Genomic DNA, 23,019 nt, shown 5'->3' with positions numbered 1-23,019 from the left:
GGGCCGAACGGGTGGTACCGATGCCGGCAGTCCCCAGACTGCCGGCGATCGCTCCAGCGCCCATCGTTGCGGCGATGGTGTGGTGGAGCCTTGCGCCGCGGCATCCAGGCCGCGGCGAATGCATTACGCGGCTTGCGGCACCTTCAGCGAGCGCACCAGGCCACCGATATCCACGATCAGCGAAACCCGCCCATCGCCGAGGATGGTGGCGCCGGAGACGCCCGGAATGCGCCGGTAATTATTCTCGATGTTCTTGACCACCACCTGCTGCTGGCCAAGCAATTCGTCCACTTCCAGCGCGATCTTCTGGCCGTCTCCTTCGACCACCACCACCAGTGATTCGGTGGAGGACTGTTGCCCGCCGAAGCCGTAGTAATTGGTGAGCGACAGGATCGGCAGATACTCCCCTCGGACCCGCAGGACCCGGCCGTCGCCGGCCATCGAGCGGACGTCTTCCGCAGCCGGCTGCAGTGCTTCGAGCACGTAGGACAGCGGCAGGATCAGCGTTTCGCCGGCGACCGACACGGTCATGCCGTCGAGGATGGCCAGGGTCAGCGGCAGACGGATCAGCACGCGCGTCCCGCTGCCGGCGTTGCTTTCCAGCTGCACTTCGCCACCCAGGCCCTGGATATTGCGGCGGACCACGTCCATGCCCACGCCGCGACCGGACAGGTCGGTGACGGCATCGGCAGTGGAGAAGCCCGGTGCGAAGATCAAGTCCCATACCTGTGCGTCGGTCGGGTTGTCCGGCACGGCGATGCCGCGTTCGGCCGCTTTTTCCAGGATCTTGGCGCGATTGAGGCCACGGCCGTCGTCGCTCACTTCGATCACGATGTGGCCGCCCTGATGCGAGGCCGCCAGGGTGATGGTGCCGGTCTCGTCCTTGCCGGCGGCGCGGCGCGCATCGGGCAGTTCCAGACCATGGTCGATCGAGTTGCGCACCAAGTGCACCAACGGATCGGCAATCTTTTCGATCAGCCCCTTGTCCAACTCGGTACTCTCGCCAATCGTGCGCAGACGCACGTGCTTGCCGAGGCGGCTGGAAAGGTCGCGCACCAGGCGCGGGAAGCGGCGGAACACCGCATCGACGGGCAGCATGCGCACGCCGATGACAGCTTCCTGCAGATCGCGGGTATTGCGTTCCAACAGATCCAGACCGGCGAACAGCTGTTCGGCATGCGCCGGGTCCAGGCCGGTGGAGACCTGCTTGAGCATGGCCTGCGTAATCACCAGCTCGCCGACCAGGTTGATCAAGGCATCGACCTTGTCCACGCTGACGCGGATCGAGCTTTCGGCTTCTGCAGCGGCGGCCTTGGCCGGCGTTGCTGCCGCGGCAGCAGCAGGTTCGGCAGCGGCGGTCGGTGCGGCGGCGCTGGCTGCAACCGGTGCCGCCGCCGCAGCGTCCACGGCCAAGCTCGGCGGCGGACCGGGCACCGCCATCGGGCGGATGTCCAGTTCGCAATCGTCCACCACCCAGGCAAAGGTGTCTTCGATCTTGCTGCGCGGAATCTTGCCGATCAGGCCCAGATCCCACGCCAGATACGCTTCCAGCGGATCGATGTTTTCAAAGCCCGGCATGCGCTCCAGACGCGCGGCAATCTGCAGCGGGCCAAGGTGCTCGAGCTCGCGGATGATGCGCAGCGGGTCGTTGCCGCTCATGAACAGCGACGGCGCCGGAGTGAAACCGATGTGCCAGGCTTCCGGTTCTGCTTCCTTCGGCTTGGCGACGACCGCAGCCGCCGGCGCTTCGCCGGCGAGCACGGCGTTCAAACGGGTATGCACGGCCTTGACTGCAGCTGGGTCGGCCGGGGTGCCGTGTTCGGCTTCGCGCAACAGGGCACGCAGCACGTCGACCGAGCCAAGCATGGCATCGACCGCATTGGGTTCGAGCTGGCGCTTGTTGGAGCGCAACTCGTCCAGCAGCGTCTCCAGCACGTGGGTCAGCCCGGCGACGGCATCGAAACCGAAGGTGGCAGCGCCGCCCTTGATCGAGTGCGCGGCGCGGAACACCGAGTTGATGATTTCCGGGTCGCGGTTGCCTTCTTCAAGAGACAACAGCCCGGCCTCCATCGCGTCGAGCCCTTCACGGCTCTCTTCGAAAAAGGTGGCGTGGAAGCGTTGCAGGTCCATGCTCATGGGCGTGAAATCCGAAGGTGAAGCGAGAAGGGTTTAACCGAGAACTTTCTGGACGGTGGCGATCAGCTGCTCTGGATTGAACGGCTTGACCAGCCAACCCGTCGCACCTGCCGCCTTGCCTTCGGACTTCTTGTCGGCCGCCGACTCGGTGGTCAGCATGAGCATCGGGGTGAACTTGTAGTCCGGCAGCTGGCGCAGCTCGCGAATCAGCGAGATGCCGTCCATGTTGGGCATGTTCACGTCGGTGACCACCGCATTGAAGCGCTGACCCTTCGCGCGGCCCAGCGCAACGGCGCCGTCTTCGGCTTCTTCGACGGCAAAGCCGGCAGAGGTGAGGGCGAAAGAGACCATCTGGCGCATCGACGCCGAATCGTCCACCACCAAGATACGTGCGCTCATGCGGCGTTCTCCACAGATTTCAGGTTGTCATTGGATGCGGGAAGTCCGAGCGCGTCGGTAACGCCGAGCAGACGAGCCGCATCTCTAAAAGTGTCGTTGCAGCCATCGAATTCGGTGTGCAGACCGGCCTGGCGGCGGCTCTGCACAAAGGCGCAGAGCAATTGCACGCTTGCGGTGTGGATGCGCCGGACTTCACCGGCATCAAGCACAAGGTCGCCGTCCTGGGTGAGGAATCCGGCAAGCTTTTGCTTGAGGTCGGCGCTGGTCTCGATACCGAGATCCTCGCCCAATGTCACTGTGCTCATTGTTGCTCCGAACGGCTGGTTCTATGCGTACTAACGGCGGGGTGCGGGAAAGCTTTAACGCTGAATCGTTATGCGTGCAGGTACGAGCAAGCTAGGCGTATCAATGCAGCAGATGGGTGGCATCGAGCAGGATCATCGGCTGATGGCCCAGGCGTGCAACGCCGCGGAACAGGTTGTTATAAATGCGGCACAGGCGTGCGTTGTCTGGCGGTTCGATCTGCTGATCGGTCAGGCTGGTGACGTCTTCCACGGCCGACACGCGCAGGCCCATGGTTTCGCCGTTTTCTTCCAGCACCACCACGCGGGTGTGCAGATCCATGTCCACCGGCGAAGAGCCGAGGTGGATGCCCAGATCGATCACCGGGACCACCTGGCCACGCAGGTTCATGATGCCGAGCATCGCGCTGGCAGTGCCGCGCAGCGGCAGTAGCGGTACTGGCAAGACCACTTCCTGCACCTTGAGTAATTCCAGTGCATAGGTTTGTTCGCCGCAGCGCAGACGTAACCAACGCGTGCTGCGTTCGCTGGCGCGGCGTTCGGCGTGAATCTTGTCGGCCTGGCCGGGCGCCAGCAATGCCTGCAGTCCAGTGGGCACCGGTGCAGCGCGCATCGGTGCAGGTGCTGCACGGGGTGCGGGTTTCGGTGTCGGGGCAGGTGTGGGTACGGCGACCGGTGCGGCGTCTAGCCCGAAGGCTGGGTCGGCATCCATTTCTGCCAGCAGATCGGCGGTGAGCAGCTCCACCGCGGTGGGCGCGGCGGCGAAGGCCGGGTCCGCATCCATTTCAGCGAGGAAATCGGCCGCGATATCGGCCGCGCTCGGGGCAGCCGTGACAGGCGGGCCGAAGGCCGGGTCTGCATCCATTTCGGCAAGGAAATCGGCCGCGATGTCGGCAGCGCTGGGCGCGGCGACCACGGGCGGGCCGAAGGCCGGGTCTGCATCCATCTCGGCAAGGAAATCGGCCGCGATGTCGGCAGCGCTGGGCGCGGCGGCCACGGGTGGACCGAACGCCGGATCGGCATCCATTTCCGCCAGGAAATCGGCAGCGATCGCATCGGCGCTCAGCACCGCGGCAATTGCATTGGAGGTGGCGGCTTGTGAGGCCGCGGCAGCTTCGGGAAGCGCGGCAGCCTGCACCGGCGGCTCGGCCAACGCGAGATCTGCGTGCGCAAGCGCCGGCGTTTCGACAGCGGCGATAGCGGCCGCAGCGGGCGGGGCGAGGATCTCGACGCCTGCATCGTGCAGCAGGCCCTCCAGATAATCGTCCAGCTCACCGTTAGCGGTGGGGTTACTCATGCGGCTTGCTCCATGCGCATCGCGTCATCGGCCAGCACCCATTCCAGCGCGCGGCGATAGGCGGACAGGCCGCGGCCCTGATAGTCGCCGCCGACAGCGGGGACGGTGAGTGCGGCGGCATTACAGATACGGGTGTCCATCGGAACGGCGTCTTCCCACACCACCGGGCCGTAGGTGGTCTGCATTTCCTTGAGCGTTTCGTTGCCTGCGCGGGTGCGGCGGTCGAACAGGGTCGGCAGGATCGACATCGGCAGCTCGCGGCGACGCGAGCGCTGCACCATGTCGGCGGTGCGCACCATGCTGGCAAGACCATGCAAGGCCAGCGGCTCGGCCTGGGTCGGCACCACCACGCGGTCGCAGGCGGCCAGCGCATTGATCATCAGCAGGCCGAGCGTGGGCGGGCAGTCGAGCAGGATGTAATCGTGTTGACCGGCGTGGCGGGTCATTGCGTTCTGCAATGCCAGGCCAAGGCCGGGTTGATTGGCGCTACGGCGCTCCAGCGTGGCCAGTGCGGCTTGCGCGCACACATACGACAGGCCGGGGATGCTGCTTTCGTGCGCCAGGCTGGCCAGATCGCTCGGTGGGGTGCCGAACAGGTCCAGCACCCCGCGCGGCGGCGGGTCGACCGCCACGCCGAACGCGCGGGTGAGCGAGGAGTGCGGATCGAGGTCGATCAACAACACCCGGTGGCCGAGCGCGGCCAGGCCGCGACCCAATGCCAGCGTCGTGGTGGTCTTGCCGACGCCGCCCTTTTGGTTGGCGATTGCCCAGATACGCATGTCACTGCACTCCTTGAATTACGGCGGGGACGGAACTTGTGCCGCTTTCGGTGGTGACGGCCGTTTGGCCGCCGTCAGACTTGGGAAGCTTGGGCGCCCCGGCGGCGGTCGCATGCAACTGCGATGGCGGATCGGGTGCGAGTGAGCCAGCCGAGTCAGCGAGGATGATCAACACCACACGCCGGTTCGCATTCCGTCCCGCCTCAGTGCTGTTATCGGCACGTGCGCGGAATTCTCCATAGCCCACCATCGCCAATCGTTGCGGGGCGACGCCGTCGTCGGCGAACAGGTGCACCACGCTGGCCGCGCGCGCCGCGGACAGTTCCCAGTTGGAGGGGAATTGCGCGGTGGCGATCGGCTGGTTATCGGTATAGCCCTCCACGCGCACGCCATTGGGTGCGTCGCGCAGCACCGAGGCGAGCGTGGACAAGGTGGTGCGGGCATTGCCGGCCAACGCGGCCGAGCCGGTGCCGAACAGGATATCGCTGTTGATCTCGACCTCGATCCACAGATCGTTGCGGCGGATGGTGATGAGTTTTTTGTCGATCAGCGGCGCCAGCGTCTTGCTCAGCTGTTGCTCCACTGCATCCATCTGCCGCTGCGCGCGCGCCAGTTGCGCCTGGTTGCGCAGCGACACCGGCATGCGCATCTGCGCGGCCATCGACGGCAGCAGGGTAGGGTCAGTCGGGCCGTTGGAGGCAGCCATCGGCGCGCCGGCCTTGATCACCGAGGGGCGGTCGTAATCGGCGCCCAGGGTCTGGGTCTTGCCCAGCTGTACCGGGCTGGCGGTAGTGGACGAGCCACCGAAGGCCGTGGTCAGCGCCTGCGCCATGACCTTGTATTTGCCCTCGTTGAGCGAGGAGATGGCGTACATGACGACGAAGAACGCCAGCAGCAGCGTCATCAGATCGGCATACGGAATCGCCCACGCTTCGTGGTTGCCATGTTCTTCGTGGTGTTTGCGACGACGGGCCATAGCGAGCTAATGCAAGTAGCCTGCCAATTTTGATTCGATGTTGCGCGGGTTCTCGCCCTGGGCGATCGCGATCAGGCCTTCGATCGCCATTTCGCGCTCGTTGGTGCTGCAATGGATCACGCTCTTGAGCTTGGCGGCGACCGGCAGGAACAGCAGGTTGGCCGAGGCGATACCGTAAATAGTGGCGGTGAATGCCGCGGCGATGCCGTGGCCGAGCATGGCCGGGTCGGCCAGATTCTTCATCACCGCCATCAGGCCCAGCACCGCACCGATGATGCCCAGCGTGGGCGCATAGATGCCCATGCCCTCGAACACCTTGGCCGCGGCAAGATCCTGACGCTCCTGGTTGTCCACTTCGATCTCGAGCATGTTGCGCATGGCTTCCGGCTCCACGCCATCGATCAGCATCTGCAGGCCTTTGCGCAGGAAGGCATCCTGCTGGCGCGGCAATTGGTCTTCCAGGCCCAGCAGGCCTTGGCGACGGGCGATGTTGCTCCACTCGACGATCCGCGCCAGCAGCTGCGGGCGATCGCTGGCCGGCGGCTGGATCACCCAGCGCAGGATCTTGAACGCGCGCCGGAAAACTGCCGGTGAGGTGTGCAGCAGGATCGCGGCCACCGTGCCGACGATGACGATCACGAAGGCAGCCGGCGACCACAGCGACGAAATGCCGGCACCTTTCAACACGCTGCCGCCCACGATCGCCACGATCGCCAGCACTAGTCCGATTACGCTGAGTCTGTCCATGCATGCGGTATCGGCCCAGGCGCGGCGGACTTGATAGATGCGCCTGGTTGGCGCGCCAGAAAGTTGTCGTTCTGGGGGATGGGTCTTCGAATTGCCGACTGCGCTGAGAGCGGTAGCGCGGCCGGGGGCCGGTCCCTCGGTCGTAAAAGGTCTGGATGAACTCAGTGACGCCTAGGGCTAGGCCCGCTTTTACGAAAGCGAAGAGAACGCAAGGCCTGCACGGTTCAAGCCCCTCTCCTGCGGGAGAGGGGTTGGGATGAGGGTACGTCCAGGCGCGGACTGTCAATTGTCGGCTTCTGTGAGGGGCGTCGGCGCGGTGGGGATCGGCTCCTTGGCTCGGCGGACCCCTGTCTGACTCGCCGTCGCGGCACGAATCCGTCTTGCGGCGACCGTTACGCTGCCGGTCCCCTCTCAGGGATGGCCAGGAATCGCTAGCCCATGCACTTGCACTGGATGAGGCGATAGCTTCGGTTCGCGACGATTACCTTCGCAGCCGTGTTCAATGCCGCGGGATAGGGCCGGTAGCGTCGGGGCGCGCGCTCACCATGGACCAGGGCGAGAGATGTCGTACACATGTCCGGTGCGAACGCGTCATCAAGGAGAGGGTGGGTTGGGGCTTAACTATCGGCAGTTTGTTCTGGGGTTACTGTGCTCCACCGCGTTGGTCTCCGCACTCGCTGTTTGGGTGAATTATCGAATTAACCTGCATATTCTGGTGTCTGCCTGGTCGGCGGTCGATAAGCTTTATTACGACGAACATTTCAATGGCTACGACTGGGCGGCTGTCAACGCGACCTACAGGAAGAGAATTCCGCTCTTCGATTTTAGTCATGCAAAGACGGTCGACCTGGTAGGGGAAATGTTGGGGTTATTGGAGGCGTCGCATCTCCAATACCTCACGGCCGAGCAGGCCGCGGGTGACATTCCAAAGAAGGAAGATCTGGTCGGGCTTCAATGGCCCGATGCGTTTGTGGGAGCGGGCATGCTGATCTCCGAGCCCGGGTTGGTACGCATGTCGGTCGTTGAATCCATTGACCCCCGTTCTCCTCTTTATGCGCGAGGTGTGCGCGTAGGCGCGCATGTCGTGTTATGTAATGCCGTCAATCCAGTCGCTTCTCAGAAGACGCTGGACATCGCCGTATCCACGATATCTGTGGCTGGTGTCTCGCACTATTTCGTTATGCCGGTCGCCCTTGCTGCGGCGCGCCCGACGAATTTTGAAAGGCGCGATGGGGTTGTTCGAGTCAATAATGTTGATTGGATGACGTTTGCCAACGTGCTGGGTTCGCTTTCTGGAACGGGTGAACTGCCTGGCCTGATCGATTACCGGCCATTGAAGCTGACGACCACCAGCGGTGAGGCTGGAAATGGGCTCAACGTGATCGAGGTGGTGAATCACTCCAGCGCGGAAAGGGCGGGTGTCGAGCCAGGCGACCACTTGGTCGGCATGGGGCCGGTATCAGGACAGCCGTTCGGCACGTATGACTACCGTCTCAGGCAACCATCCGGGCAAGTGGTTCAGGTCAGGACAGATCCCAGCGAGCACACCATGGGGCAACGACTCATGGCCAAGCTCTATGAGCGAGTCGCCTATGCGCATCGGGGTTCGCTCGTCCTGGAATTCAACGACTTCAACACGAAGAATGCGCGCTGGTTGACCCAGCAGGTAGCCGCGCATCCCGGTCAGCCAATCGTGCTCGATCTCCGCCTCAATCGTGGTGGCGCCGCAACGGCCCTTGGCGAGATTGCCGGGAACTTTCTCCCCGCCGGGATGCTGCTTGGAACAGAGCGCGGTCGCACATCGTCCAGCGAGCTGCGTGTTCCAACGGGAATGACCGCCACGGACGTTCCGGTCACGGTCCTTGTCAGTGAAGCCAGCTCCAGCGCTGCCGAGGTTCTGTCGGCAGCCCTGCAACACTATCGCCGTGCCCGCGTGATTGGTCAGCGCACCGCCGGGCAGGTGTTGATTGCGCAGGTCTTTTCGCTCGATCAAGGAGCCAAGATTCATATTCCGATCGCGTCCTTCAAAGATCCATCCGGTGTCTCGCTCGAAGGGCGGGGAGTGATCCCGGATGTGGCCATCGCCAGTTCCCTGGCTGATATCCGCAACAATCGCGATGCCGCACTCGAGTGTGCAGCGTCCATCGATCGCGGAGGCGATTGTTCCGCCGCGCCGCCGCGTGCGCTTTCACTGTCTCAGCGCAAATGCTATTGAACTGATGCGTGCAGCGGCAGGTGCGTTGACGCGCCAGCCGCCTCACGCAACGGGCTGGGCTAACCGGATCGATTGCTCGGGGTCGGCATGTCCCACGCGAAGGCTGCGGTTGCTGGCTTGAGGGCGAGGGCCGTGATGCCGCTGTTGTCGGGCACCCGTGCGACCCGATCGCCAGGGGGTGTGCCGTATCGTCTTGTGGGTCAGGGCAGGTGTCGATGTATCTGGATCCGCAGTGAGTAAGAAAGGTCGTGAGCCAGCGGCTGCGCGATGCGGCCGCGTCATTTGACCGGTGGCAGAACGGCTGAATGGCTCTGCCAGGGTTCTGCTCAGATCCATTGATCGAACGCCCAGACAAGCACAAGCGATAAAGAATCCTCGCGTATCAGAATTGCCGTGGCCGTGGCCACGGCGATGGCAGCCAAGCGGCGTGCGGTGGGCCATGTCCTTGGCGTGTGTCAACACGCATGTCGATCCTGTCTCTGGCTGAGCCCGGTTGCAAATGACGGGGAGTGCAGCCGCTTCGCGAAACCACTTGCGCCTGGATGCGGGCCAGGGCGTGTTGCTGTCAGTGATCGAACTACTGCAGCGCTCGCACGCGGCAGGCCGTGCTGTGCCGTGCCGCGTGCAAGCGTGGCGAGCCCGGCCGGCCATCGTGGATGCCTTACAACGCCGCGGGCCTGTTGCGGGGCAGAATGCGCTACCGCATGGGCTGTGATACTTACGTTTTCCACTGCATTAGAACGATCTAATCGCCTCTGCGCAGAAGGGGGAGGGAAAACGAGGAAACCGGGTCGCCGCAACGGCGCCGGATATTTCTGCGTCACTTCGCGCAGCGTTCTTGTCCGATCGTTGGATCGACAGGAATCGGCCGAAGCAAATCACTATTGGGAGAGCATGATCGAAATGAACTGCATGCCATTCGCACGCAACCGCAGCACGCTGTCCGCCGGTATCGCCATCGTCTTGTTCGCGAGCGCCGCCTCTACCACCGCTGTCGCCCAGCAGGCCGACGGCACGCCGGCGCCCACGGGCCAGGCCGAGGTGCAGGCCACGGACCTGGACGCGGTGACGGTGACCGGCTACCGCTACGCGATCGAAAAAAGCCTGGAGCAGAAGCGCAACGCCAACGCCGTGGTCGATGTGATCACCGCCGAGGACGTGGGCAAGTTCCCCGACAAGAATGTGGCCGATGCGCTGCAGCGCGTGCCCGGCGTGGTCATCAGCCGCGACGGCGGCGAAGGCAAGAATGTCAGTGTGCGCGGCCTTTCCTCGGAACTGGTGCTGACCGAATTGAACGGCAACTACATCGCCACCGCAGAATCCAACGGCGACCCGACGCGCTCGTTCAACTACACGCTGCTGCCGTCGAACCTGCTGGGCAGCGCGGAGCTGTACAAGACCCCGGAAGCACGCATCGACGAAGGCGGCATCGGCGGCACGGTGATCCTGCAGACGCGGCGCCCGCTGGAACTGGAGCCACATTCCGGCTTCGTCTCCGCCGAGGGCACTTGGGCCGATACCAGCAAGAAGACCGACGGCCAGTTCTCCGGTTCGTACTCGTGGCACGACAAGGACAACCGCTTCGGTGTCTTCGTGGGCTACACGCAGCAGAAGCGCACCGCACGCACGCTCAATGCCAGTACCGAGAGCTGGCAGTGGTACGGCCGCGACGAAGTCGGCCCGGCGGTCGACGTGAATGGAAATCCGTCGGACTTCAACGCCAATTGGTGGGGCGGTACCGGTTTCTGGAACCAGGACAGCAATTACTCCACCGGTTTCATGATGCCGACGGCGGTCAGCCTGGACGCCAAACGCGAGGAGCGCGAGCGCAAGGGTGGGCAACTGACCTTGCAGTTCAAGCCGACCGACGACCTGACGCTGACCGCGAACTACTTCCGCTTCGACCTGTCGCAGAATTCGCAGACCAATACCATCAAGATTCCCGAGTGGAACATTGCCCGCTATAACGGCGACGGCAACTGGCGCGGCGGCCGTCTGCTCGACGGGCTGCAGTTCGATCCCAGCGGCACCATCGTCACTGGCGCCGCCTACAGCCTGCGTCCGGGCAAGACCTACTATTGCAGCGAGGCGCAGGCCGCCGCGGCCGGCCTGCCGCCGGGCGGCTGGGGCTCGGACGATTGCACCGTGCCGACGCCGCAGATCACCGGCAGCTACAACATCGAGAAATCGCAGTCGCAGACGGTGGACCTGGGCGGCGAATGGCGTGGCGAGCAGGTGGACGTGGCGTTCAAGGTCGGCCGCACCTGGGCCAAGGGCGGGCCGGAGCTGCAGTTCTCCCTGCCGATCAAGCCGCGCCTGCAGAACGCCGACGGCAGCTGGACCAACGGCAACTTCGCCAGCGCCTGGGACCTGACCGGCACGCCGTCCATGACATTCTCGCCGCAGCTGATGCAGAACCTGCGCGACGGCATCCTGCAGGTCGACCTGGGCTCGACCGGCTCGTCCTGGACCCGTAACACCAATCAGCAGCAGTACGCGCAGATCGATACCACCTGGCATTTCGATGGCGAGGTCGTCGACTCGCTGCAGTTCGGCCTCAAGCGTCGCGACGGCGGCATCCACCGCAGTACCGGCAACAACTACTGGGTGTGCCCGGGCACCGATCCGGGCGACTACGACAACCGCTACTGGAACGGGCGCTGCAATGCCATCGCCACCCAGTTCTCGCCGGGCCTGCTGTTCGCGCAGGACAACCTGGCCGGTGGCGTCAACGCCAGCGCGTTCCCGGCGATCAACTTCCCGGGTTACATCGGCTACTTGAACCAGACCTACGGCGCAATGCAGACCCGCAGCGAAGACAACTTCGTCTACAACGTCGACGAGGAGATCTATTCCACCTACCTGCAACTCAACTTCCACACCGAGCGGCTGCGTGGCAACGTCGGCGTGCGGGTGGCGCGCACCGGCCAGCGTGCCGATTCCACCGACAAGGTGACCGCCTACAACGACTACTTCTTCGATGGCGCCGACGGCAATCCGCTGGCCTGCCAGCAGGGCGCCGCCATGCCCGGCGGCGCCCCGGCCGACACCTATTGCGGGACCGAAGGCTACTGGCGTTTGTCCGACAGCGTGCAACGCACCGAGTCGTTCGTGGTCAGCGGGCTGGACCGCAACTACACCGACGTGCTGCCGAGTTTCAACCTGGCCTACGACCTGACCGCGAACCTGCTGCTGCGCGCGGCAGCCGCGAAGGTGATCGCACGTCCCAGCTACAACGACATCGCCGCGCCTGGCAGCCTGGAGTTTTACAGTCCCGAGTACGTGGCCGACCGGCGCCTGACCGGCGGGGCCAGCGAGCAGGGCTGGTACGGCTCGGGCAGCAACAAGAACCTGGAGCCGTACAAGGCCAACCAGTTCGACCTGGGGCTGGAATGGTATTTCCAGCCGGGCTCGGTGGCAGGTGTGGGACTGTTCCGCAAGAACGTGGAGAACTTTGCGGTCGACGTGATCAGCGACGTGAACATGATGGTCGACGGGCAACCGGTCACCGTGCAGAACTACAGCACCCAGGCCGGCGGCCAGGACGCGGTCTCGCAGGGTGTGGAGCTCTACGCGCAGCACACGCTGCCATTCGGTCTCGGTGTGCAGTTCAACTACACCTACAACGATGCCAGCAAGGCGGCGGTGCGGCTGGAGGACGGCACCGAGGCCGGCAAGACCTCCATGCCGGGCAGCGCCAGAAACCAGACCAACCTCACCGTGTTCTACGAGATCGACAGCCTGCTGCTGCGCGCCTCGTACAACCGTCGCGGCGAGCTGGTGCAAGGCCTGGTCAACGGGTTGAACGTCTTTGAGGAGCCGTACTACCAGATCGATCTGAACGCGGCGTACAACATCACCCCGGCGCTCAGCCTCACCGCCTCGGTGCTGAACCTGACCAAGCAGGAGTCACGCTCGCACCTGGGCGAAGACACCCGCGCCCGCTTCTATACCGGCGGCTACGCAGGCCGGCTGGCGTACCTGGGGCTGACTTACAAGTTCTAGGCGCCAAAATAGTTCTGGGCATTAGTTCGTCCACTTTGTTTTCTGGAGCCTCCCTCAAACGCCAGTGCTTCACTGAGCAATGTGAGAGGCCCCCGAATGACCTCTGCAACGGCGTGGAAGTCCTCCTTCAATAGAGCGCCGTGGCTTTTTTCGAATGGAACAACCGCAAAGCTGGAAATGTCGAGGTCAGCCGGGAGGGTCTCGATTGCCAGGACCACTTGATGGCTTGCGCTGGCCGCACGTTCGGCGACTTCGATCATCTTCCGTAGATTCTTCTCGTCCTGGCCGGACTGTTGCGGGGTATCCATGACAAACGGGAACAAGGGGCAATCCCCATACTCGGCGTTTGTGCTCAACAGCCCGAGGTGGACGGCGAGCATGGAGCGTGGGGCAGAACTTCCCCCAGCCTCAGCACGATCCCCGGGCACAACCTTGGAGACTTGCTCATCGCTTGGAACATTGAGTGTTTGTGAGAACGTGGCAACGGCGTTGGAGAAGTATTCCTGGACAGTCTTGATGCGGTGTTTATCGAGGAACTGTTTAGCGCAGGCTTTTAGCTCCCGCTCTTGAGCCTCAAGGTCTGTCAGGTTGACCTGAATTTCCATTGATACGCGGCGAAAAGCCTCATCTAAGGTGCGTCGACTTTGCGCGGCGAGAAGTTCGCCAAGTGCGAGGTCCGCCTTACGCTCATGCGCCGTGCGATCAAAATCGGCGATGGTCCTTGCGATCTCAGAAAGCTGTGATCGGATGCTTTCCTCTTCCGTCCTAAGCTCGTCTGAGCGGACTTGGAGCTCCGCGACAAGAGCAGCCATCGTGTCCGCATCTTGCGATAGCGTGAGTCGCGCATGGAATGAGTTTTCATGCTGGACGCCACAAGTGGGGCACTCGATAGGACCGGGCGGGAGGTCGGATAGATAGACGATGTCTGAGTTCAATTCTTTGTGGGCTGCTCCAGCTAGTTGCAGTTCTGCCCGCATCTGTTCACGCGCGCCCATCACGGTGAGAAGCTTCGCGCGCGTCTTTACCTGGAGGTTGTAGGCGTTAGTTGCTTTCCTACCCAGCTCTGCCAGTTCGTCTCGGAAAGCCTGCGGGTCTAGAGTCGGTACGTCTTCCGGGAGAATCTCCTCCACGCGCCGGAAGGCTGCGGTTTGAGCATCCAACTCCCTGCGCTTCTCGTTTAAGACGATAGATAGCTCGTCTTGCTTCTGCTTCGCTTCGAAGTATGCATTGGGCTTGAGCCCGATGAAAGATTCGAACGCGGGCTTCTTCCAGGCTTTGAATTGGCCGAGGTTTTCATACGTGTCCCAACTCGCGCCCCAACTGCCGTCCTGATCCATATAGAACGGGAGGGTAAGGTAGTCCATCCCTGCTTGATCGAAGCGGTCGCCCTTGGGGCGGGGAAGCTGGAGGCGGTAGCCAAATATCCGGGCTATATGTCGATTCCACTCGCTCATCTTCTGAGCGCCAAAAAGCAGCCGCCCATCGAGGAACAACCCTAAGCGGTTCCCCTGACGCAATACAAAATAATCCTTACCATCAAACGAGAACTCAAGCGCCCCAATGGTTTCAGTGTCCCAATTGCCGACGTTGCGCTTGGGTGGATTGCAGCCAAAGACCCAGAACAGGTTCTTAGTGATTCTCGATTTCCCCGTCCCGTTCGAGCCGAGAAGGAGAGTCTGCTGGGACAAATCCAGCTTCCGAGCGCTTGCGTCTCGCTGCGATATCAGAAATAGCGTCTTGAAGGTGACTTTCCGGCTCATGCTTGAGCCTCAGATTTCGGATGAGCCGCAATATGGAGTACGTCGATTTCGATTCCATCGTTTAGCACCAATAAGGCAACCGCATTTATGTATCCAGGCTTGAGCCCGGCAAATACGGAAGCGTTTGCGGAGAGGCCTGCTTGCACCAAATTGTCCATGAGCTCCCCCAGTTTGGCTCCAACCGCCGCAGTCATAACTTCGTTAACTTGCGTCGCAAGGATTGAGACGCACTGCTTTAGCTGATTGTTTGTTCGGTCCACGGCATGGGCGAGCACAGTCACGCGCTCGGCTTGGATCGACTTGACTGCTTGGAATGGGTGCGTTTCGACGTGAAGTCGAGCAATGGCTCCATCCAGGACTTCGCCGATTTGAGGCTTTGCTCCGGCAACGCTGGCGAGAGCCTGAACGGCCTCGCTTCGGGAGAGAAGCCTCTTCTTTAGCTCGGCGAAGTTCGACGCGTAGCCGATATTCGATGCTTTGGATTGCAATATAGATGCCAGGACGCGCGCCGCGACGTTCGGCTGTTTCAAATCGAACGGAAGCTTCCCGCTCTCACTGAGTTCCGCAAGCTTTCCGGCAAGGAAGACGTGCTGCTGCCCAAGTGGTAGATCGCTACGATGAATTACGAAGTTGCTCAGGTCCAGGTCTGCCGCTGCAATGCCTAGCTGCTTTCCAAGGTGCTCTCGAAGCTCGTCCTGCTGGCTCGTCGCTAAGTCGGACAATTGACACTGATTGACAAAAACATTGTCTGCCTCTTCGAGCGAGACCTTCACTCCAACATTCGAGACAAACCGAAGCTTTGTGGGGTGGCCCGAAAAATCACTCCTGCGTTTGTAGAGCTTCGCTAGAGGCGACGCATCTCGCGTCTTGTCCTTGCGTTTTCGGCCTTCCGTCCGGAGGTCTTTTAGCTTCCACCCTCCTGTTTGCTCATTCTTCTTTATCTGGCAGAACTCGACAGCTGTGGGCGAGTCGGCAGAGTCCAGAAGCGTCACGTCTTCTTTGACTTCCATGCCAACTGCAAAGTCTTCTTCGCTTGCGAGCAATTCTGCTACCGCCAAAGCTCCCCACCATTGTTGGTAGGTAAATCCGAGAGTGGCGTTTGCGCCGGTCTTCTCGTCGGTCGGCTTGTCCCGAAGCAGCAGCTCAAGAGCATCCGGCTTGTGCTCTTGGTCACTTAACAGGTCCGTCATGCGTTTTCCCTCGCTCCCCCTACTCGAAGAGTAGCGCATTACAGGACGAAGTTGCCGAGGCCAAAAAGCAAAGGACGACCCCGAGAACGTCCTAGGTGTACTGTTGACGTAAGCTAGAAGATGCTGTTTGGACCGAGATGGGGTCAGGTGCACTTATCAGGCGACGGCGCTCGGCTTGCGTGGCCCTTATGGAACTGCGCCAGCGGCGCACACGGCCGCGCGAGACCCGCTACGTGTATTGACACGCCAGACCGCGTACTTGCAATCTAGGCCCAAGGAGCGTCGAAACTCCTCTCATAGCGGTACCCACCTCCGTCAAACCGGTGGGTTTTTTGTGCCTGCATCCTGCAGGTGCAAGCCGACGCAATGCCTGTGTCGGGAGGGCGGCTAATACAACACCCGCAAGGGGAATATGCCCGCCGGCTATGAGCGGTTTCGAACCTCCCGACATCCCGTCGCCGTTGGCGGCGGTTCTTGGGTTGTTCCAGGAGGGCGTTGCCATGTCTACCGTACCATCCACGCCGGCATCTGTACCGGTTGATCTGTTGCCAGCTTCCGCTCACTGCCTGCGGTGGGATCTGGGCGATGTGCTGCGCCGGCTCGTCGCACGCGCGGCTGTTGAGCAGGCGAGCGACCATCCGGCGTATCTGCTAAGTCGCCAGCTCGCTGTGTTGCCGCACAACTCGCGTGACCGGTTCGCACGCAGGGCCGTGGCGTTGCAGCAGCGCGTCGCTGCAACCATCACCCGCCACCCGGAGGCGCCATGACACGCCGCCGCCCACCCACGGCGTCTGCCAGCGCACGGCCCACCCGCACACGTACGCGCCCCGCGCCGCCCAAGCGGGTGCAGTGGGTCGTTGTGGAACCCGACCGCAGCAAGCTGCCACCGATGCTGCCACCCGACCCGAACGCCTCGCCGCAAGGCCCCGGCACGCTACGCGCACCTCGCCGCGCCCGCCGCCCGCGCCAATGCACCGTCAGCTACACCCATTACCCCGGCGCCCACGACCATGCCGGCGACCAGCACGTGCCCCATGTCCGCCTCAGCGGCCTATGGCTGGAACAACTGGGCTTTGCCATCGGCACCAAGCTGCGCATCACCGCGAGCGAAGGGCAGCTGCTGATGGAGGTGTTGCCGCCGGTGGAGGTGCCGGCCAAGGCGCGCAGCGTGCGGCGATGATGCGGCGGCTGCCAGAACTCTTGCGATTGACCTCGGTGCCGGATGCCACTAGCGTCGCAGCCACACCAGCGCACAACGGACGCTTCATGATCGCGCGCCCCCTCTACGCCTTGCTCGCCACCCTCGCTCTGGGCGCATGCGCCCACACGTCGGCCACCCCAGCCGCGGCAACCGTCACGGAGACATCTGCCATGCGTTCCTCATCCGAATCCGCAGCCACTCCCGCTGGCAGTGAACCCAGTGGGCCAATACGAACGGCAGAGGATGCGCTCACCCGCATGCTTGCATTGATTCAAGCTATTGATGGACTGGACGATCTGACACCTGACTACCTGCAGTCCAAAATGGGGGTTCCGGTGACGCGTGCGGCAGCTGATCCCAAGCGTTATGGCGCCAGTGCTCCGCTTACCAGTGAGTGGGGTTACAGCTTTGGCATGGACCAGACGCCTACTGCGGGGCGTTGGTTCGAGTTCACTTTTATTCCAGCGCAAGCGGGTGCTTCCCCGTCCATGGCGGAGATCTGCGGGATCGATTTCGATACGTTTACCAAGAAGCTGGAAAACGCCGGGTTTGTACGTCAACGCAACATGGTGGAAGACGGGCGATGGATGAGTGACTTCTTCAGCCGGCCAGGCATGCGCGTGGAAGTGTTTCCACGAGGTGAGGCTGATGCACCGCAGGAGCGGGTGGAGCACCACTGTGTTGAATGGATCTACATTCGTTAATCCAAGGAACGGTCATGCCTTTGAGTCCACAGGCACAAGCCATTGTTGATGACTTCGGGCGCCAGCCAGGCGTCACCCCCGAACATGTCACCAATCTGCAGGGTGTGCTAGCCGCATCGCCCGTTCTGCTTGACCAATTCAATGATGCGGTTGCCAAGCAACGCGTTCTCAGTCTAAGACCTCTGACTGATCCGAATGCAGGCGGGACCTTCACGCCGGATGAGAATTCCATCCGGCTGCCGCTGTCCAGGCTTTCCAATGGGCATGGTGGCAAGTTGCTTGATTCCGGTGACATGACGTTTGTGCTGGGGCATGAGCTGCAGCACGCCATGTACAGCCCAACCGCAGCTGCTTCCCGTAAGGCGTTCGAAACCGCTGCGGTGCAGATAGCCAAGACCACGCACGATTATTCGGACGCAGCGGAGAAAGTTTTATCAAGCAACCGTGTAGATGAAGCAAGTGCCGAAATTGCAGGCTGGAATGCAACCGTCAGCAGGGTAAAGCAAGCAAAGCCGGATGCCTCACTGGAAGATATATTTCGGGAAGCACCCGGCCGTATGCACGACTTCATTGATCGAACCGGCGGAATGCCGCAATTCAACTACGCGCTCAAGTCCAACCTTACCTTGAACGCAGATATGACGATGCCCGTCACTCCTGCCAACGTTGAGGCAATGGGTGCAAACTTCTTCGACAAGGACGCCAAGAACACTCGCATCGGCTATACGGGTCAGTCCGACTACGCCAATCACTACGGCCCGTGGGTGGTTGGAACGGCTGCCATCTACGAGCGCCAATACAATAAGCAGAAGCCCGGAGAGCCAGAACAGCCGATGATTCTGGATATGCGACGTCTGGGATTGAAAGAAGAAATACTCGAACGCAATGGTATTGACCTGGGCAGTAATACGCGCCCGATGCCTTACCTAGATAGCAGCACCCAGCCCCCGACGCCGGGCTTGTTCCAGCACAGCAAAAACACTCATCTGCATGTCTCGCCGATCTCTGCACAAGAGCTGGAGCAGGAGCTCCGTGCACATGAATCTCCATCGCAAGGGACGTCACCTCACCTTCTTCCGTCAGATCCAGGCCATGCAGATCACGCGCTATACCAACAGATAAAAGGCGGGGTGCAAAAGCTCGATACCGAACATGGCAGGCAGTGGGACGCATCGAGCGAGCGCATGACAGCCAGTCTGCTTGCACTAGCTAAAGAGGAAGGGCTGTCACGGGTGGACCATGTAGTGCTCAACAAGCCGACACCTCAATTGGCTGGCGGCGAGAAGGTCTTCCTTGTCCAGGGTGCGCTCAATGACCCGGCACACCAGCGCGCCCATATGCCGACCCTGGACGCCGTGCAGACACCAGAGGTCCAGTCGTTCGATCGCCTGCAGGCAATAAACCAGACTCAGGCCCAGGCACGCGAACAGCAGCAGGCGCTGGAGCAGTCGCAGCAAGCCGTTACCCAGGCCGGTCCGTCGATGACGCGTTGAGGTTCAACAAAGCAGGGTGAAGCCCACACGCCAAGCGCGCCAATCAGCGTGATGGGGTCAGGTGCACTTATCAGGCGCCGGCGCTCGGCAGCTTGCGGTTCTCTTCCTCAAGCTGGCGTAGCCGGCGCAGTTCGGCGACGCCGAGCCCGCCAAACTTCTTGCGCCACGCATAGAACGGGGCCTAGCTATGTCCATCTTGCGGCAGATCTCCTCGACCGTCGTGCCAGTCTCGGCCTGTTTCAGGGCGAACGCGATCTGCTCTTCGGTGAACTTCGACTTCTTCATGGCGACGGGCCTCCTTCGCCCTAAGTGTCGCCGAATTTTCTGGTTCGGGCCGGCCCAAATTATATGGATTAGGTCAGTCGACGTATTACCGCAACTTGCAGAAGGAAGCCGGCGCGAACCTTAAAGCCCTTTGACCGTTTGAATCTGCACTGATAGTGTTGGAAAGCCACGGTTAAGCTCGCTTTTTAAAAAGTAAATTTAAAGAGGCCGCATGGATCTGTGCTCAACGCTGCTACCAAGGACACTTACTTTCATCACAACGTACCGTTGTACAGCAGCCTGCACACAGTGCTGCTTTGAATCCAGTCCGAATGTTAAAGGGCGTCTCAGTCGCGACGAAATGATGCGAGCCCTTCACGACGTGAAAGACAGCTTTCCATCACTGCGCGTGGTGGTGTTCACCGGGGGCGAAGCCACACTCTTAAAGGACGACTTAGTAGCCGTGATTGCAGAAGCCACCTCGCTCGATCTGGTTACACGAATTGTTTCCAATGGTTCTTGGGGCAAGACTAAGGCCTCTGCCACACGGATGGCCGGAAAACTGGCCGGCGCCGGGCTACGCGAACTGAACATCAGTACCGGCAAGGACCACCAAGAGTGGGTGCCACACGAATCGGTTGTCAATGCGGCGGAAGCAGCCTTCAATGCGGGGGTGCTGACCTTATTGACGGTTGAAGCAGACACAGCAGAAAGTGATAAGTTGTCTGCTCTAGCGCGCGATCCAACTATAAAGAGCCTCCGTGACCGGGGCCTCCTGTTGCAATCGAACAGCTGGATGTCGTTCATTGCTAAGGGGAGGAGCGCGAGCACGTTCTGCATACCGGGCGCCGCGCAACACCGTGCGAGCAAATCCACAACAATATCGCCGTCACACCCTACGGAGAGGTGTCCGCCTGCTGTGGCTTGACCTTGGAGCACATCCCCGAAATGAAGTTGGGAACGATGGCCGAAGGTGTGTCCAATGCCTACCTCCGTCAACATGCTGACTTTATGAAGTACTGGCTGCGCATGGATGGGCCTGCGGAAATCGTGCGCAAGGTCATGGGAAAAGAGCGCGCTGACCAATTGCTAGCCGGGTCGGTGCACATATGCCACAACTGTGCGGTATTGCATAAGAACCCGGAGATCCGCGAAACGATGTCCGCCACCTATGAGCAGTTCGTGCCGGAAGTGATGAGTCGATATGCCTTGGCATCAGCGGTCGATCAAATCGTAGAAAAGCAGGGAGCGCAACGATGAAACGACGCAAATTTATTAAATCAAGCTTGGCAGCAGGTGCAGCCGCATCGGCCTCTGCTGGTGTCGTGGATGCTGATCAAACTATGCGTGTGTTTGGTCAGCCGGCTAGCCTAACCGGTGGCACCGCTAACAGCGCTGTCACGAAGATGCTGCTTCCGCTCTCCCGTGGCGGTATGCCGACCGAAGGTTGGGACAGGTGGTCGAAGTTGACGGCCGCAGTAGTCGAAATGTTCTCCGATCCTTCGCAGCGAAGAGCCTTCAACGACAACCCGCATAAATTCCTGGCCAACATTGGTTACGACAGCAGCGCGATGGAGGCACCAACCCTAGCATTGCTTGTTGCGTTGTCCGATCCGCTGGTGCAGAGCGCAGCGCTCAAAAAGGATTACATTTCGCTGCTCAATTACCTGCATGTGGCCGGCGCGCTCGAAAAGCCCAAGTCGGACGTCCTGACACAGCAAATGTCCAAGGTGCTGTCCAGAAACCTTGCCATAATCAAAGAAACGTTGGATTTAGCACCCAAGGCGCCGCTTGATGCCGAGACCGTTAAGCGTTTCGTGGGTGCGTCAGCTTCAGTGCCGACTGCAGCGGATCTCGCTGCCATTGGCAACATCGCCCAGTTGGTCCGCGTGGCATCCGGGCAGGCGGTTGCGGGCGCGATTGCTGCAGTTGTGGCTGCCGTGGAGGCTGCGGTGGGCGTGCAAGTGGTGGCTGTGCTATTCAATTACGTCACGTTCGTTACGCATACTTCAGTGACGGGAGCAACGCCATCGCCTGGACATCCGCAAACATCGCAGTCAATGTCAACTGGAATATTCACGGGGCAGATGAGTAGGCTCGACCCGGATATTTGCGACAGTTGCACCGTGGCGCAGCGTGCCGCCGCGATGCTTGGCGCGCCTGAGTTGTACTCAGAGCATACCAAGTTGGTTATTCGCAACGAGGTGGCGTCCTTTCTGCGCGCCATGCAGCAGGTTGGATTGATTGGCTTCGAGGAATCGTCATTCGAGACAATAGTGGATGCCGTGCACCAATACGGCATGCGTACTATTACAGCTTAAATAGGAAGTCAGCCATGAACTGTGACATCCCGCTGCACTTGGCCACTGGGAAAACATACTTAGGTATTTTCGGCCCATTCGTGTTCGCTCTGGCTTTCGTTGCGTTTCTGTACTTTGCTGGCAAGGCCCCGACACCGTTGAAGAAGGGGGCTCTTGTGATCGTTGTCTTGGCCAATTTAGCGATAGCCGGTTTCTTGGTCTGGCAAGCTAGGAGCGCACGCGTGAGCATCAGTGGGAACGCCCTCATGCTGCGGGCCGGGACGGACAGTGTCGTCGTGCCATTGGGCGCCTTGCGTTGGAATGAAGCAGCAGACGCTAGTGCTATGCGCTTCCCGTTCCGTAAGGCGGGGACCGGCCTTCCCGGGATGCACATCGGCTGGTTCCGTCGAGAGGGCGGCGGCGATGCCTTCCTGCTGCACTCTTCGGAGCCCTCTACGCTTATCCCAACCACTAAGCAATTCGATGTAGTCATTCCTACCACAGCTTACGAACAAGCGCGCAAATGCGTTTATGATCATAAGACGGCTGAATAGTTGACTCTGTTCGCCGGTGGAGCGGCTCATCCCTTTGAAAAGTAGCGGGTTAGGGACGATGTGAAATAACGGTTCCAGGTTCATTTCCACTGCAGCCCAGCCGTCGCCAAACAATCGCGCCCATACCGCCACGCGGCCTGCCGGGCGTAGACGAGGTGTCGGACTTGAGGTGCAACTAGCTGCTCGATTCGTCTTCGCGCATGGGTGGGTCGGAAAGCATCATCACGTCAGCGCCGATATGCGCACGAACGGATGCCTTGCAGTTGGGGCAGACGGTTGGCTTGAGAAGCCTGGTAGGGGCTAAGGGACCATGGCCGTGCATTTGCAGCGAAGGCCGACGGCCGGAATCTTTTCGATCCCATGCTCTGGATCGTCCTTGATTGAGATGTAGCTGGCGTTGCACTTGGTGCTAGGGCAGAAGATTCCTTGTCACCGGCTTGCTCTGCGGGCCCCAAGATCAACACTTGGCCGCACGAACACTTACCGGTGGCGATGTCTTTGGTTGCCGCTATCAAGGTTGAGGTCGCTAACTCTTCCAGCGCGGAAATCCAAAGCTCGAGCTTTTCCACCCAGGGATGCGTGTAGAGGTTTTCCCAAGAGGTGAAGCTGCGGAACCGCAAGAGTTGGTAGCGCACAAATGCGTCGAATGGGCCTATATCCGATAAGTTGAGGTAGCGGACATGTCACTCAGCCCTGG

Annotated in this window: 19 protein-coding genes and 1 pseudogene; 10 read left to right on the top strand and 10 right to left on the bottom strand. The window is 61.2% G+C overall.

The genetic code is table 11. The features are described from left to right. Positions 1–123 precede the first annotated feature (123 nt). The 7 genes from M0D43_RS00880 to M0D43_RS00850 all read right to left on the bottom strand — a co-directional run bounded on the left by M0D43_RS00880 (position 124) and on the right by M0D43_RS00850 (position 6,636). Positions 124–2,136: a chemotaxis protein CheA gene (locus tag M0D43_RS00880; RefSeq protein WP_252163166.1), complete on the bottom strand. Its 2,013-nt coding sequence runs from the start codon at positions 2,134–2,136 to the stop codon at positions 124–126. A 33-nt stretch (positions 2,137–2,169) separates the two neighbouring features. Continuing rightward, positions 2,170–2,535 (bottom strand): response regulator, encoded by a 366-nt coding sequence (locus M0D43_RS00875; RefSeq protein ID WP_002806565.1) that lies wholly within the window; start codon positions 2,533–2,535, stop codon positions 2,170–2,172. Next, positions 2,532–2,840: an STAS domain-containing protein gene (locus M0D43_RS00870; RefSeq protein ID WP_003489692.1), complete on the bottom strand. Its 309-nt coding sequence runs from the start codon at positions 2,838–2,840 to the stop codon at positions 2,532–2,534. Before M0D43_RS00870 ends, M0D43_RS00875 begins: the two co-directional genes overlap by 4 nt. A 100-nt stretch (positions 2,841–2,940) precedes the next feature. Further along, positions 2,941–4,134, bottom strand: coding sequence for a chemotaxis protein CheW (locus M0D43_RS00865; protein ID WP_252163165.1), 1,194 nt, complete (start codon positions 4,132–4,134; stop codon positions 2,941–2,943). Further along, positions 4,131–4,913 (bottom strand): ParA family protein, encoded by a 783-nt coding sequence (locus M0D43_RS00860; RefSeq protein ID WP_101364156.1) that lies wholly within the window; start codon positions 4,911–4,913, stop codon positions 4,131–4,133. The genes M0D43_RS00865 and M0D43_RS00860 overlap by 4 nt, the downstream gene beginning before the upstream one ends. Before the next feature lies 1 nt (position 4,914). Beyond that, entirely contained in the window at positions 4,915–5,889 is a 975-nt protein-coding gene (motD, locus tag M0D43_RS00855; protein ID WP_252163164.1) for a flagellar motor protein MotD, read from the bottom strand. A gap of 6 nt (positions 5,890–5,895) precedes the next feature. Then, complete coding sequence (locus M0D43_RS00850; protein ID WP_252163163.1) at positions 5,896–6,636, bottom strand: flagellar motor protein; 741 nt, start codon at positions 6,634–6,636, stop codon at positions 5,896–5,898. 685 nt (positions 6,637–7,321) lie between these two features. Here M0D43_RS00850 and M0D43_RS00845 point away from each other — a divergent pair. Then, the gene (locus tag M0D43_RS00845; RefSeq protein WP_252163162.1) at positions 7,322–8,851 is read left to right on the top strand and encodes a S41 family peptidase; all 1,530 of its coding nucleotides are present in this window, start codon (positions 7,322–7,324) and stop codon (positions 8,849–8,851) included. Positions 8,852–9,700: 849 nt separating this feature from the next. Beyond that, positions 9,701–12,856, top strand: coding sequence for a TonB-dependent receptor (locus M0D43_RS00840; RefSeq protein ID WP_252163161.1), 3,156 nt, complete (start codon positions 9,701–9,703; stop codon positions 12,854–12,856). On the opposite strand, the gene M0D43_RS00835 is transcribed toward M0D43_RS00840, so the two are convergent. Both M0D43_RS00835 and M0D43_RS00830 read right to left on the bottom strand, forming a co-directional pair. Then, a complete protein-coding gene (locus tag M0D43_RS00835) occupies positions 12,853–14,616 on the bottom strand; it encodes a hypothetical protein (protein ID WP_252163160.1) in 1,764 nt (587 codons plus the stop codon). The genes M0D43_RS00840 and M0D43_RS00835 overlap by 4 nt on opposite strands. Continuing rightward, entirely contained in the window at positions 14,613–15,806 is a 1,194-nt protein-coding gene (locus M0D43_RS00830) for a dsDNA nuclease domain-containing protein (RefSeq protein ID WP_184578761.1), read from the bottom strand. Before M0D43_RS00830 ends, M0D43_RS00835 begins: the two co-directional genes overlap by 4 nt. Before the next feature lie 425 nt (positions 15,807–16,231). On the opposite strand from M0D43_RS00830, the gene M0D43_RS00825 reads away from it, so the two are divergent. The 4 genes from M0D43_RS00825 to M0D43_RS00810 all read left to right on the top strand — a co-directional run bounded on the left by M0D43_RS00825 (position 16,232) and on the right by M0D43_RS00810 (position 19,204). Beyond that, positions 16,232–16,573 (top strand): hypothetical protein, encoded by a 342-nt coding sequence (locus M0D43_RS00825; protein WP_260807694.1) that lies wholly within the window; start codon positions 16,232–16,234, stop codon positions 16,571–16,573. Next, positions 16,570–16,986: a SymE family type I addiction module toxin gene (locus M0D43_RS00820; protein ID WP_252163159.1), complete on the top strand. Its 417-nt coding sequence runs from the start codon at positions 16,570–16,572 to the stop codon at positions 16,984–16,986. The genes M0D43_RS00825 and M0D43_RS00820 overlap by 4 nt, the downstream gene beginning before the upstream one ends. Before the next feature lie 86 nt (positions 16,987–17,072). Then, positions 17,073–17,711 carry a hypothetical protein gene (locus tag M0D43_RS00815; protein ID WP_252163158.1) on the top strand — a complete coding sequence of 213 codons (639 nt, stop codon included), beginning with the start codon at positions 17,073–17,075 and terminating at the stop codon, positions 17,709–17,711. 14 nt (positions 17,712–17,725) lie between these two features. Next, on the top strand, positions 17,726–19,204 hold the full coding sequence (locus M0D43_RS00810; RefSeq protein WP_252163157.1) for an XVIPCD domain-containing protein: 1,479 nt from the start codon (positions 17,726–17,728) through the stop codon (positions 19,202–19,204). Positions 19,205–19,292: 88 nt separating this feature from the next. Here M0D43_RS00810 and M0D43_RS00805 read toward each other — a convergent pair. Then, positions 19,293–19,489, bottom strand: a pseudogene (locus M0D43_RS00805) (transposase); the annotation flags it as partial. Between the two features lie 211 nt (positions 19,490–19,700). Between M0D43_RS00805 and M0D43_RS00800 the strand changes: the two are divergent. Genes M0D43_RS00800 through M0D43_RS00785 form a run of 4 tightly spaced genes read left to right on the top strand, consistent with a single transcriptional unit; the run spans position 19,701 to position 22,322 of the window. Continuing rightward, positions 19,701–20,396 (top strand): radical SAM protein, encoded by a 696-nt coding sequence (locus M0D43_RS00800; protein ID WP_343231762.1) that lies wholly within the window; start codon positions 19,701–19,703, stop codon positions 20,394–20,396. Between the two features lie 20 nt (positions 20,397–20,416). Next, positions 20,417–20,728, top strand: coding sequence for a hypothetical protein (locus tag M0D43_RS00795; protein WP_260807691.1), 312 nt, complete (start codon positions 20,417–20,419; stop codon positions 20,726–20,728). After that, positions 20,725–21,789 carry a hypothetical protein gene (locus M0D43_RS00790; protein ID WP_252163155.1) on the top strand — a complete coding sequence of 355 codons (1,065 nt, stop codon included), beginning with the start codon at positions 20,725–20,727 and terminating at the stop codon, positions 21,787–21,789. Before M0D43_RS00795 ends, M0D43_RS00790 begins: the two co-directional genes overlap by 4 nt. 14 nt (positions 21,790–21,803) lie before the next feature. Continuing rightward, the gene (locus M0D43_RS00785; protein ID WP_252163154.1) at positions 21,804–22,322 is read left to right on the top strand and encodes a hypothetical protein; all 519 of its coding nucleotides are present in this window, start codon (positions 21,804–21,806) and stop codon (positions 22,320–22,322) included. Positions 22,323–23,019: the final 697 nt, after the last annotated feature.

The organism is Xanthomonas prunicola, from assembly GCF_025266575.1.
Lineage (GTDB): Bacteria > Pseudomonadota > Gammaproteobacteria > Xanthomonadales > Xanthomonadaceae > Xanthomonas > Xanthomonas prunicola.
This window is presented reverse-complemented; position numbering and strand designations above follow the sequence as displayed.